Origin of the sequence: Rhodococcus sp. 1168, assembly GCF_002091955.1 — a bacterium.
Classification (GTDB): Bacteria; Actinomycetota; Actinomycetes; order Mycobacteriales; family Mycobacteriaceae; genus Rhodococcoides.
The window spans coordinates 74,661-87,041 of record NZ_MKKY01000042.1; the positions used below are offsets into that span (position 1 = coordinate 74,661).

The following is a 12,381-nucleotide window of genomic DNA, read 5'->3' on the forward strand; positions in this document are numbered from 1 at the left end:
CTTTCGATTCAGCTGTGCAGCAGAAAGTGTTCCAACACCTGTGTACCGAACTTCAATGAACTGACCGGTACCCTCTCGTCCACGCCGTGAAACAGGGCTGCGAAGTCGAGTTCGGGCGGCAATTTGAGCGGCGCGAAACCAAAGCATCGAATACCCAAGCGCGCGAAGGCCTTTGCATCCGTACCACCCGACAGCATGTACGGAACCGTACGTCCGTTCTCGTCGTGTGCAAGTATCGCGTCGTTCATGGCGTCGACGAGGTGCCCGTCGAAAGTAGTCTCGTAGGAGTCGAGCTTGGTGACCCACTCACGTTCGACGTTGGGCCCGATCAGTTCGTCCACTTCCCGCTCGAACGCAGCCTGACGCCCGGGGACCACCCGGCAATCGATCATCGCCTCGGCGGTCTGTGGAATAACGTTCGCCTTGTATCCGGCTTTGAGCATTGTCGGGTTGGCGGTATCTCGCAGTGTCGCGCCCACGATCCGCGCGATGCTGCCGAGTTTGAGCAAGGAGCCGTCGAGATCGGGGCTTTTCGGGTCGAAATCGAGTCCGGTTTCCTCGGCCACCGCTGCGAAGAACTCTGCTACCGAATCGGAGATCACCAGCGGGAATGTGTGGTTGCCGAGCTTGGCCACAGCTTCTGCCAGATAGGTCACCGCATTCTCTTCGTGCAGAAACGACCCGTGCCCGGCTCGCGCCTTCGCGGTCAGTTTCATCCACCCGAGACCCTTCTCTGCCGTCTCGACCATGTACAGCCGCTTCTCCGTGCCGTCCGGCCTGGCGACCGTCAAGGAAAAGCCACCGACCTCACCGACTGCTTCGGTGACACCTTCGAACAGGTCGGGACGATGCTCGACGAGCCACTGCGAGCCGTACTTCCCACCGTTCTCTTCGTCGGCAAGGAAGGCAAAGAGAATATTGCGCGGTGGAACAGTGCCGTTCGATTTGAATTGTCGTGCCAGCGCCAGCGCCATCCCGACCATGTCTTTCATATCGATCGCGCCGCGACCCCACACGTACCCGTCTTCGACAGCGCCGGAGAACGGATGCACACTCCAATCCGCAGGTTCTGCCGGGACGACGTCGAGATGCCCGTGGATCAACAACGTGCCGCGGCTCGGGTCCGAACCCGGCAACGTGGCGAATACATTCCCACGGCCGGGAGCTCCGGATTCGACGTACTCGGTCTTGTAACCGACCTCGTGAAGTTTCTGCGCCACCCACTCGGCGCACTCCTTCTCCCCCTTGGTCGTTTCCAGTTCGCCGGTGTTGGAGGTGTCGAATCTGATCAAAGCGCTGACGAGGTCGACAACCTCGTCGAGTGCGGTCGTCGGGACAGGGTCGGGATGGGGATGATCGGCGGAAGACACCCCACGTTCCTACCACCCGGGCCGCGACGACGGGCGAACTGACGTGGGGATTTGGGCGATGGGCCACCCGTCATATATCTTTGTCCAGCACGCAGCGAGCAGGCGTGCGAACAAGATGTGTACACCGTGTTGCTGGCATTTACAGTGCACAACTGGTCCGAGTGGCGGAATGGCAGACGCGCTAGCTTGAGGTGCTAGTGTCCTATTAACGGACGTGGGGGTTCAAGTCCCCCCTCGGACACCAGGGAATTGCACAAGATCTTGTGTAAAAGTTCCAGAAGTTCTGCGTTGAGACAGACGACATAGGCCCCGATTCCCTGGAATCGGGGCCTATGTCGTTTTCGCACGTAGCAAGGAGAGGAAGACCGATGGTCGACGGGAACGCTGTTGCCGATTCGGAGTTACTCGGATCTTCGACCGAGTACTCGGGGATCGAGCCGGCCGATCTTGCGACCTGCCTCCGTGTCCTCGCCCAGGCTGGGTCGCTGGACAAGAATCATCCTGATTCGATCGTTGTGCAACGCGCTTCGGGACAACTGTTCAAGGACCTGAAACGGGCACGCCGTGTCGCTGCACGTTCGGCCAAGTCGGATGCGGATCGGGCCGTTGTCGAGGCAACCGCCACCGGGTCACCGGATCGCATCGACGACGAGACCGCGGGCATATCGTTGACCTCGCGGACCGAAACCGAGTTCGCAGGCACGTTGATTCGCCCCCGCCCGTGCTACATCTGTAAGCAGCGCTACACGCTGGTCGACTCGTTCTATCATCAGCTGTGCCCGGAATGCGCAGCGTTGAACCGGAGCAAACGCAATGCAACTACCGATCTGACCGGCCGCACCGCGCTTCTCACCGGTGGGCGAGCCAAGATCGGCATGTACATCGCGCTGCGACTGCTGCGGGACGGAGCTCATACGACGATCACGACGCGTTTCCCCAATGATGCCGTCCGTAGATTCGCGGCGATGCCGGACAGCGACAAGTGGCTTCACCGACTCCGTATCGTCGGAATCGATCTGCGTGACCCGGCTCAGGTTGTCGCACTTGCAGATTCGGTTTCCGCTCATGGACCACTCGACATCCTGATCAACAATGCAGCGCAAACGGTGAAGCGCTCGATAGGTGCATACAGTGCGCTTGCAGACGGTGAGTCGACACCGCTGTCCCTGGACTTCATCCCAGCCGGATCTCGGCCGGAAGTGACGAAGTTCGGCACGACGAGTGATGCGCATCCCGCTTCGCTGGCGAGTTCGCTGCCGGAGACCGCGATCACGGCGGGAGGTCGTGATTCTCTCACCGCCGAGGCCGTCGCATCTCTTGCGTTGGTTGCAGGATCGGCGAGCGCCGATCGAATCGAGCAGGGTATCGCTATCGACGCCGGTGGACTCGTGCCGGATCTGGCGGATACGAACAGTTGGATACATACCGTCGAGCAGGTCGATCCGGTGGAACTGCTCGAAGTTCAGCTATGCAATTCGGTGGCACCGTTCATTCTGGTCTCCCGTCTGCGCGCAGCCATGGAAGCCTCGACTGCCCGCCGCAAGTACGTCGTGAACGTCTCGGCAATGGAGGGGCAGTTCAGTCGGGCGTACAAAGGTCCCGGACATCCGCACACCAACATGGCCAAGGCCGCGCTCAATATGCTCACCCGAACGAGTGCCAAAGAAATGCTCGATCACGGAATCCTGATGAGCGCCGTCGATACAGGTTGGATCACCGACGAACGACCCCACCCGACGAAGATGCGGTTGGCGGACGAGGGATTCCACGCGCCACTCGATCTTGTCGACGGTGCGGCGCGTGTCTACGACCCCATCGTGCAAGGCGAGGCGGGTATCGATCTGTACGGCCAGTTCCTCAAGGACTACGGCCCCTCACCCTGGTGATGTCGACACGTTTGTGCCGCGACACTCGAGGGAATACCGGTTTGCGAAGATCGGGTCTCGGGCGTGGTGACGGATAGGCGGTTGGGGTATGGGCGACGATGTCGAACAGCGGAAGTTCACCAGGGAGGACCGTCATCGGTTCCGGCAGAAGGTTCAGGACTGCCTCGATGCACTCGCGACCATGCTCGCGCAGGAGACATTCGAGGTCGGGCAGCCGCAAATAGGGATGGAGATCGAACTCAATCTCGTCGACGACGCCATGGCGCCTGCGATGGCCAACGCGACCGTCCTCGACGCGATTGCCGACCCGGACTATCAGACGGAGCTCGGCCAGTTCAACATCGAGATCAATGTCGAACCACGCCCGTTGCGCGGCAGCAGCATCGAAGATCTCGAACGCGATTTGCGGACCTCGCTCAATGCTGCTGACGAGCGCGCACGGGCGTCGGGTAGCCGACTCGCGATGATCGGAATGCTGCCGACATTGACCGAGAAGCACTTCGAGCATCGCTGGTTGTCGGCGAACCCCAGGTACGACCTGCTCAACCAACAAATCTTTGCCGCTCGCGGTGAGGATATCGAACTCGATATCCTCGGGGTCCGGCTGCCCGGAGCAGATTCGGCCGAGAAGCTGTCGACCATCACGGACACGATCCTGCCCGAAGCGGCCTGCACGTCGGTGCAACTCCACCTGCAGGTGGCCCCGGAGGACTTCGCCTCGCATTGGAATGCAGCGCAGGCGCTCGCCGGCGTACAGGTAGCGCTCGCGGCCAATTCACCGTTCCTTGCCGGCCGTGCCCTGTGGCACGAAACGCGTATCCCGTTGTTCGAGCAGGCAACCGATACCAGGCCGAAGGAATTGGTGAATCAAGGAGTGCGGCCGAGGGTCTGGTTCGGTGAACGATGGATCACCTCGATCTTCGACCTGTTCGAGGAGAACTCACGATACTTCCCAGCGCTGCTGCCGGTCTGCAGCGACGAGGATCCACTGGCAGCGTTGGCAGAGGGCTTCACACCGAACCTGTCCGAGTTGCGCATGCACAACGGGACCGTCTACCGCTGGAATCGGCCCATCTACGATCGCTCGTCCGGCGGTCACCACATCCGACTCGAAAACAGGGTGCTACCCGCCGGTCCGTCGATCGTGGACACGCTCGCCGATGCCGCGTTCTACTACGGGACCGTCCGCTCGCTCGCAGACGCCGACAGGCCACTGTGGTCGCAGATGTCGTTCGATGCGGCAGAAGAAAACTTGCATTCAGCCGCTCGAGGCGGATTCGATTCTCGGCTCTACTGGCCGGAAGTAGGCTCGGTGAGCCCACAGGAATTGGTCCTTCGACGGTTACTGCCGATGGCCGACGCCGGGCTCGCGGCCTATGGCGTGGATGTCGCCGTGCGCGAGAAGTATCTCGGCATAATCGAGGGTCGTTGTTTGGCTCGACGTTCGGGCTCGGTCTGGCAACGCGAGGCGGTAGTGGCGCGCGAGCGTGCCGGTGAGGACCGACAGTCCGCGTTGGCCTGGATGCTCGGTGACTACGTCACGTTGATGAACGAAGGCGAACCGGTCCACACCTGGTCTTTCTGACCCGCTGGGGGCATAGGATCGGTTCATGATGTTCCGGGCGCTGGCCGACATCACGGCAGCGGCGCACCTCGCCTTCGTCGTGTATGTCGTCGCGGGCGGTTTTCTCGCCTGGCGCTATCGACGCACAATTTTGCTGCATGGCGTCGCAGTGGCGTGGGGGTTCGTCTCGATAGTGATCGGCGTCGACTGCCCGCTCACGCAACTCGAAAGCTGGGCCCGAGTGCGCGGCGGCGAATCAGCACTGCCGTCCACCGGTTTCATCGATTATTACCTCACCGGGGTCGTCTACCCCGAAAGCATGCTCGGCGTGATTCGGTTTGCGGCAATCTGCACCGTCGCCATCTCGTGGGCAGGATTCGCGGTGCTCCGATCGCGCTCACGGCACCTCAGCGCGACCTGATCGAGGATGGTGGGCGTCGTCGACTCTCGGCGTGATGCACGTTACTGTCGAGTACATGACTTCGAGTGTTCCCGAACCCGCCGAGACCGCTGACAAAACCCGCTTGTACGACATAGTCGTCTACGGCGCAACTGGCTTCGTCGGACGTCTTACTGCCGACTATCTGGCCCGCCACGCTCCGGAAGGAACGGTTGTAGCCCTCGCCGGCCGGTCCGCTTCCCGTGTCGAGACGGTTCGGCGCACCCTCCCCTCCGCTGCTGCGCAGTGGCCCATCATCGAGGCCGACGCTGCGGACGAAGAGGCGCTCCGAGCTCTCGCCGAGTCCACTCGAGTCGTGATCACTACTGTCGGTCCCTACGCGAAGTTCGGACTGCCGCTCGCTGCTGCATGCGCAGTCGCCGGCACCGACTATGTCGATCTCACCGGTGAAGTACTTTTTGCTCGTCAGAGCATCGACAAAAATCACGAGATCGCCCAGAAGTCCGGCGCACGCATCGTCCATTCCTGCGGATTCGATTCGATACCCTCCGATATCGGTGTCCATGTTCTGCACGCAGCCGTGGCCGCCGACGGCGCAGGTGAACTGACCGACACCACCCTCGTGGTCTCCTCGATGCGCGGCGGCGTCAGCGGCGGCACCGTCGACTCGGTTCGGACTCAACTTGCCGAGATGAAGAAAGACGGCAAACTTCGCAGACTCGCCGCTCGCCCGTATTCGCTGAGTCCGGACCGTAGCCTCGAGACCGACTTCGGTCGGCAACTCGATGCTCAGGTCGTCAACGGCACCCAGATCTCCCCCAGCCTTCGAGGTTGGAAAGCCCCGTTCTTCATGGCCTCGTACAACACCCGCGTCGTCCGGCGAAGCAATGCTCTACGAGATTGGGCTTACGGCAAGCAGTTTCGTTACCGCGAGGTGATGAACGTCGGCACCTCGTTCGCGTCGCCCGTCATTGCCGGCGCAGTCTCCGTCGGGCTCGGCGCCGCGTTGGTGGGAATGACGGTTTTGCCCCGCAAGCTTCTCGACCGCGTCCTGCCCGAGCCCGGCAAGGGGCCGAGCACCCAGGCGCAGGAGAACGGTCACTTCACGATGGACGTGTACACGACCACGACGTCCGGTGCTCGATACCGTTCGCGAGTGAAGGCCGACGGCGATCCAGGCTACAAGGCCACCGCGGTGATGCTCAGCGAGTCGGCGCTCGCTCTTGTCCACAACCGAAACAGTCTGCCCGAGGCTGCTGGAGTACTCACTCCCGCAACGGGAATCGGGGATGCACTGGTGACTCGCCTCCAAGATGCGGGCCTGGAAATCTGGGCTCGTAAGGAGTGACGGTAGCCGACGGGTCCGATGCCCACACCGATCTCCTGCGGGCGTACGAGAAATCGGTGGGGGTGTCCGGCGACGGAAGCGAGTTTGTGACGGCGCCGTGGGGTAATCGACTGTCGGCGGTCTTGCCGGTACGCCGACTCGCATCCGGGGCTGTCGCCGTGTTCGCGTCATCAGTGGATCGGTATCGGCGAAGTGTTGGGCTCGACACCACTGCGTGGACACTCAGCCCCGATCGCATTGCCGCTTCCTTCAGCGGTGACCGCATGTACCGGGAAAACGGTGTGCCGGTAACCGCCTTTGCCGAACTCTCCGGGTTCTTCGAATGCGCGGACGGCTGGGTACGTACGCACGCCAACTATCCACACCATCGTCGTGCGCTGCTGCAGGCGATCGGGCTCGGCGAAGCAGCATCTGTGGAGGCAGTCCGGTCGCGCATCGGATCGCTCGGCAGCGACGTCATAGAGCGCAGATGTGCACGCGCAGGCGCAATAGCGGTCCGGCTTCGCACCGAGCAGGAGTGGGCCGAACACGAGGTTGGCGCAGCGGTTGCCTCCGAGCCTCTCGTTCGCTCCAGCCTTCGATCCGACACAGCACTGCGCTCCGATTTCGTTGGGACACAACAGTATCCACTGCACGGAATCAGGGTACTCGACTTGACCCGTGTGATTGCAGGACCCGTCGCATCGCGTGCCCTTGCGCTTCTCGGTGCGGATGTTCTGCGCATCGACCCACCCGACCTGCCCGAGATCGAGTGGCAACACAGGGAAAACGGTCAGGGCAAACGCAGTGCCCTACTCGACATAGGGACTGCCGAAGGGTTGAACACGGCTCGACTATTGTGCGCCCAGGCCGATGTCCTCGTCTCGGGCTACCGACCGGGCGCCATCGAGAATCTCGGCTTCCTACCCAGCTCGTTCCGGCCGGGGATCGTGTGTGGATCGGTGTCCGCTTGGGGGGACAGTGCTCGGGAGAGCAATGCTCGGCAGAACACTGCGTGGCTCCAGCGCGGATTCGACAGCATCGTCCAAGCCGCGAGCGGGATAGCGGTGATAGAAGGATCAGAAGACGATCCTGGGGCCCTGCCCGCCCAGGCACTCGATCATGCCAGTGGCTACCTTCTCGCCGCCTGCATCGTCGATGCTCTCACCGCAACACGTATGTCGGGATCAGGCTGCGATGTATCGGTGTCACTGGCGCGAACTGCCTCCTGGCTCACCTCGGCAAAAGATCGGACCGAGCACCCCGAGGCGGCGTCCATACCCGGACCGAACTGCACCGACACACACGGATCTACGACAACTGCATTGCCTGCGCTCGCGGTTTACAGTCACTACCCGTTTCCCGCACACCCGCTCGGATCGCACGCCCCGAGCTTCGACGACGACCGAGGACCTATTTCCACATGACTATTCCGCTTGTCGTCGACGTCGACACCGGAATCGATGACTCCTTGGCACTGCTGTACCTGTTGGCCAGCCCCGAGGCCGAGATCCTGTCGATCGCATCGACCGCGGGCAACGTTTCGGTGAACCAGGTGGCTGCAAACAATCTGGCGTGGCTCGACCTGTGCAAGGCAACCGACATCGAGGTGACGCTGGGTGCACAGGTGCCGCTGGCGTCCCCGCTCATGACGACCGAAGAAACGCACGGCCCACGCGGAGTCGGGTTCGCCGACCTTCCGGTTTCCGATCGCTCACTGTCGAACCGTGATGCAGCAACTGCCTGGGTGGAACTGGTACGCGAACGGCCAGGCGAGATCGTCGGATTGGTCACCGGGCCGTTGACCAATCTCGCACAGGCTGTTCGAATCGATCCAGACCTTCCGCACCTGTTGAAGCGACTCGTGTTGATGGGTGGGGCTTTTCAGCACCCCGGTAACACGACACCGACCAGCGAATGGAATATCGCAGTCGATCCAGAGGCAGCATCGGAAGTGTTCGCGGCATTCTCTGGCCTTCCAGAGGCACGACTTCCCATCGTGTGTCCACTCGACATCACCGAAACCATCGAAATGCTCCCCCACCACATCGCGCGGTTGGCCGAGCGCGCGGGAAGCACACCCCGCGAGATCATTTCGGAGGCCGATGCGTCCGAAATCAGATCAACAGCGTCCAACGCGGTAGTACGTCACCTTTCCGATGCAGTCCGCTTCTACATGGAGTTTCATCGCGATCACGACCAAGGATTCCTGGCGCACATGCACGATCCATTCGCCGCTGCCGTAGCCTTGAATCCCGCGATCGCGACACTGCGCACAGCCACTGTCGACATCGAACTGGACGGAACCCTCACCCGCGGAACGACCGTCGCGGACTGGAGAGGAATGTGGGGCAGACCGCTCAATGCAGCCATCGCATCGACGACAGATCCTGAAGCATTCTTCGACGACCTGATCAAACGCATCGGAACGCTGGCCGCACGCCTGTACCCCTGACACTACCGATTCCTCGGAAAGTGCAGGGGTACAAGATGTTCACAACCGAACTACGTCCAGGTGGATGGCGAGGCAGCGTCGAAGGTGTCGAGCAACTCCTGAGCTGCCAATGCCGCAGTCAGGGACCCGTCGCGAACACGGTCTTCGACACCGAGACGAATAGCTTTCACCGCAGGATTCTGTGCGATCCGGCGCAGCATCTGATCGTTGACCATCGACCACATCCAGTCGACCTGCTGGCGTCGACGCTTTTCGGCGAACTCACCGGCGTCGGTGAGCACCTGCCGATGCCTCAGAACGGTGTTCCAGAATTCGTCGAGCCCGGTGCCCTCGATCGCGCTCATCGTGAGAACCGGAGGCTTCCAGATCGCATCGTGCGGGTAGATCATCCGAAGCGCGCCTGCCAACTCCCTGGCCGCGCTCTTCGCCTCCACGATGTGTTTACCATCGGCCTTGTTCACAGCCACCAGATCTGCCAGCTCCAGGACACCCTTCTTGATGCCCTGCAACTGATCTCCGGTCCGGGCCAGAGTCAAGAACGCGAAGCAGTCGACCATGTTTGCAACCGACACCTCCGACTGCCCTACCCCGACTGTTTCGACGAGGATGACGTCGAATCCAGCAGCCTCGAGTAGCACGATGGTCTCGCGGGTCGCGCGCGTCACTCCCCCGAGAGTGCCCGACGTGGGCGAGGGCCGAATGTAGGCATCCTTCTCCACCGACAACCGAGCCATCCGGGTCTTGTCGCCCAGGATCGACCCACCTGTGCGGGTGGACGAGGGATCGACGGCCAAGACCGCGACCCGGTGGCCCTGTTCGATCAACCGCATGCCGAGCGCGTCGATGAACGTCGACTTTCCTACCCCTGGGACGCCGGTGATGCCGACGCGATGTGCGCCACCGGCCTTCGGCAGCAGTTGCAGAAGCAACTGCTGCGCCAGGTCGCGATGGTCCGCTCGCGTCGACTCGACCAACGTGATCGCCCGAGCAAGCCCAGAACGATCATTGGCGAGGACCGACTTCGCCACCGCGTCGATATCGATATTCAGGGGCGCTCTGGTGGAGTTACTCATCCGTGTACGTCACGATCACGCGGTCGCCTCGTGCGGCTCCGGCCCGTTTCCGTGACCGAGCTGTTCGGATATTTTCTGGACGAGTCCGATAGCGGCATCGGCGATGACCGTCCCCGGAGGGAAGATCGCTGCAGCGCCTGCGGCGTACAACTCCTCGAAGTCGCCAGGCGGGATGACGCCACCGACGACGATCATGATGTCGGGCCGATCGACTGCTGCGAGCGCTTCCCGAAGTGCAGGCACCAACGTCAAGTGGCCTGCTGCGAGCGAGGACACACCGACGACATGTACGTCGTTGTCGGCCGCCTGCCGAGCAACCTCTTCAGGAGTCTGGAACAGCGGTCCGACGTCGACATCGAATCCGATATCGGCGAATGCGGTCGCAATGACCTTCTGACCACGGTCGTGGCCGTCCTGTCCCATCTTGCACACCAGAACGCGGGGACGTCGACCTTCGTCCTCGGAGAACTTCTCCACCAACTCTGTCGCCTTGATCAGGTTTTCGGACTTTCCTGCTTCGTCGCGGTACACACCACTGATTGTCCGGATTTCGGCCTGATGCCGCCCGTAAACCTTCTCGAGTGCATCGGAGATCTCTCCGACCGTGGCCATTTTGCGGGCAGCGTCGATCGCCAGATTCAGAAGGTTGTTTTCCATACCGGGCTCGTCGGACGCCGCTGCGCGCGTCAGGTTTGCCAGCGCCGCCTCCACCTCTTCGGTGTTTCTTTCCTCGCGGAGGCGCTTCAGTTTGTCGATCTGCTCTTTGCGGACCTTCGAGTTTTCGACCTTGAGAACCTCGATGGTGTCGGGCTCGTCCGGCACGTATTTGTTGACACCGACGAGTGGCTGGCGCCCGGAGTCGATACGAGCCTGAGTTCGCGCAGCTGCTTCCTCGATTCGCAGTTTCGGAATGCCTTCACCGATCGCCTGCGCCATTCCTCCGGCGGCTTCGACCTCGGCGATGTGTGCCCGTGCGCGGTTCGCGAGCTGGTGAGTGAGCCATTCGACGTAGTGAGAGCCTCCCCACGGGTCGATCGGTCGCACCGTGTTCGACTCCTGCTGAATCAGCAGCTGTGTGTTGCGGGCGATTCGAGCGGAGAAATCAGTAGGAAGCGCCAAGGCTTCGTCGAGTGCGTTGGTGTGCAGAGACTGCGTGTGCCCCTGGGTTGCCGCCATCGCCTCCACACATGTGCGTGAGACGTTGTTGAACACGTCCTGGGCAGTCAGAGACCACCCTGAGGTCTGCGAATGTGTACGCAGTGACAACGATTTCGCGCTCTTGGGCTCGAATTTCGCCACCAGCTCTGCCCACAGCAACCGGCCTGCACGCAGCTTGGCAACCTCCATGAAGAAGTTCATTCCGATGGCCCAGAAGAAGGAAAGCCGAGGTGCGAACGTATCGATGTCCATCCCCGCGTCCAGTCCTGCGCGGATGTACTCGACCCCGTCGGCGAGGGTGTACGCCAATTCGAGATCGGCTGTCGCCCCGGCCTCTTGGATGTGATAGCCCGAAATCGATATCGAGTTGTACTTCGGCATGTTTGCACTCGAGTACGCAAAGATATCCGAGATGATCCGCATCGACGGTTTCGGCGGGTAGATGTAGGTATTGCGGACCATGAACTCTTTGAGAATGTCGTTCTGAATAGTCCCCGCGAGCTTCTCCGGCCCGACGCCCTGCTCCTCTGCCGCAGCGACGTACAGCGCGAGGATGGGTAGCACGGCACCGTTCATCGTCATCGATACCGAGACGCTGCCGAGATCGATACCGTCGAACAGCTGCCGCATGTCGTAGATCGAGTCGATCGCTACACCGGCCATACCCACATCGCCTTGTACGCGCGGATGATCCGAGTCGTACCCGCGGTGAGTAGCCAGATCGAACGCAACCGACAGACCCTTCTGACCGGCCGCAAGATTTCGCCGATAGAACGCATTCGATTCCGCCGCAGTGGAGAATCCGGCGTACTGACGAATCGTCCACGGCTGGTTGACGTACATCGTCGGGTAGGGCCCACGAATGAACGGCGGCGTACCCGGGTAGCTGTCGAGCGGGTACCCCTCTGCTTCAGCGGCATCACGATCGGCCTTGGTGAACACAGGCTTGACGTCGATACCTTCGGGAGTGGACCACACAACCTGCTCGGCGGTGTAGTTGTTGGCCTTCGCACCCGCCGCAATGTGCTCTGACGCCTCTTCGGTCGTGGGCGAAGACGGGGGCGGCGACTGCGGATCCTTCAGTGGAACATCGGCGAAACTACCGATGACATGAGTTACCCGTGGTTCGGCTTCGTTGGTGGTCATTT

9 protein-coding genes and 1 tRNA gene are annotated in these 12,381 nt (G+C 61.6%); 7 read left to right on the plus strand and 3 right to left on the minus strand.

What is annotated here, in order from left to right; translation table 11 throughout:
- Positions 1 to 8: 8 nt before the first annotated feature.
- Positions 9 to 1,370 (minus strand): M20/M25/M40 family metallo-hydrolase, encoded by a 1,362-nt coding sequence (locus tag BJI47_RS07420; RefSeq protein ID WP_088943120.1) that lies wholly within the window; start codon positions 1,368 to 1,370, stop codon positions 9 to 11.
- 155 nt (positions 1,371 to 1,525) lie between these two features.
- Between BJI47_RS07420 and BJI47_RS07425 the strand changes: the two genes are divergently transcribed.
- The 7 genes from BJI47_RS07425 (at position 1,526) to BJI47_RS07455 (ending at position 9,002) form a co-directional block, all read left to right on the plus strand.
- A tRNA-Leu gene (locus BJI47_RS07425) sits at positions 1,526 to 1,614 on the plus strand.
- A gap of 124 nt (positions 1,615 to 1,738) precedes the next feature.
- Positions 1,739 to 3,256: an SDR family NAD(P)-dependent oxidoreductase gene (locus BJI47_RS07430; protein ID WP_254900440.1), complete on the plus strand. Its 1,518-nt coding sequence runs from the start codon at positions 1,739 to 1,741 to the stop codon at positions 3,254 to 3,256.
- A gap of 88 nt (positions 3,257 to 3,344) precedes the next feature.
- Positions 3,345 to 4,841 (plus strand): glutamate-cysteine ligase family protein, encoded by a 1,497-nt coding sequence (locus BJI47_RS07435; RefSeq protein WP_088943122.1) that lies wholly within the window; start codon positions 3,345 to 3,347, stop codon positions 4,839 to 4,841.
- 25 nt (positions 4,842 to 4,866) lie between these two features.
- The gene (locus tag BJI47_RS07440) at positions 4,867 to 5,241 is read left to right on the plus strand and encodes a DUF2784 domain-containing protein (RefSeq protein ID WP_088943123.1); all 375 of its coding nucleotides are present in this window, start codon (positions 4,867 to 4,869) and stop codon (positions 5,239 to 5,241) included.
- Positions 5,242 to 5,296: 55 nt separating this feature from the next.
- Entirely contained in the window at positions 5,297 to 6,568 is a 1,272-nt protein-coding gene (locus BJI47_RS07445; protein WP_088943280.1) for a trans-acting enoyl reductase family protein, read from the plus strand.
- Complete coding sequence (locus BJI47_RS07450) at positions 6,565 to 7,974, plus strand: CoA transferase (protein WP_368655875.1); 1,410 nt, start codon at positions 6,565 to 6,567, stop codon at positions 7,972 to 7,974. The genes BJI47_RS07445 and BJI47_RS07450 overlap by 4 nt, the downstream gene beginning before the upstream one ends.
- Positions 7,971 to 9,002: a nucleoside hydrolase gene (locus BJI47_RS07455; RefSeq protein ID WP_088943124.1), complete on the plus strand. Its 1,032-nt coding sequence runs from the start codon at positions 7,971 to 7,973 to the stop codon at positions 9,000 to 9,002. Before BJI47_RS07450 ends, BJI47_RS07455 begins: the two co-directional genes overlap by 4 nt.
- Positions 9,003 to 9,052: 50 nt before the next feature.
- On the opposite strand, the gene meaB is transcribed toward BJI47_RS07455, so the two are convergent.
- Positions 9,053 to 10,075 carry a methylmalonyl Co-A mutase-associated GTPase MeaB gene (meaB, locus tag BJI47_RS07460; RefSeq protein WP_088943125.1) on the minus strand — a complete coding sequence of 341 codons (1,023 nt, stop codon included), beginning with the start codon at positions 10,073 to 10,075 and terminating at the stop codon, positions 9,053 to 9,055.
- A 15-nt stretch (positions 10,076 to 10,090) separates the two neighbouring features.
- On the minus strand, positions 10,091 to 12,379 hold the full coding sequence (gene scpA / locus BJI47_RS07465; RefSeq protein WP_088943126.1) for a methylmalonyl-CoA mutase: 2,289 nt from the start codon (positions 12,377 to 12,379) through the stop codon (positions 10,091 to 10,093).
- Positions 12,380 to 12,381 lie beyond the last annotated feature (2 nt).

Bases quoted from the DNA above. Each gene is read 5' to 3' on its own strand.
- BJI47_RS07430 (WP_254900440.1), top strand. From the start codon at position 1,739: ATGGTCGACGGGAACGCTGTTGCCGATTCGGAGTTACTCGGATCTTCG.
- BJI47_RS07435 (WP_088943122.1), top strand. From the start codon at position 3,345: ATGGGCGACGATGTCGAACAGCGGAAGTTCACCAGGGAGGACCGTCAT.
- BJI47_RS07440 (WP_088943123.1), top strand. From the start codon at position 4,867: ATGATGTTCCGGGCGCTGGCCGACATCACGGCAGCGGCGCACCTCGCC.
- BJI47_RS07445 (WP_088943280.1), top strand. From the start codon at position 5,297: ATGACTTCGAGTGTTCCCGAACCCGCCGAGACCGCTGACAAAACCCGC.
- BJI47_RS07455 (WP_088943124.1), top strand. From the start codon at position 7,971: ATGACTATTCCGCTTGTCGTCGACGTCGACACCGGAATCGATGACTCC.
- meaB (WP_088943125.1), bottom strand. From the start codon at position 10,075: ATGAGTAACTCCACCAGAGCGCCCCTGAATATCGATATCGACGCGGTG.
- scpA (WP_088943126.1), bottom strand. From the start codon at position 12,379: ATGACCACCAACGAAGCCGAACCACGGGTAACTCATGTCATCGGTAGT.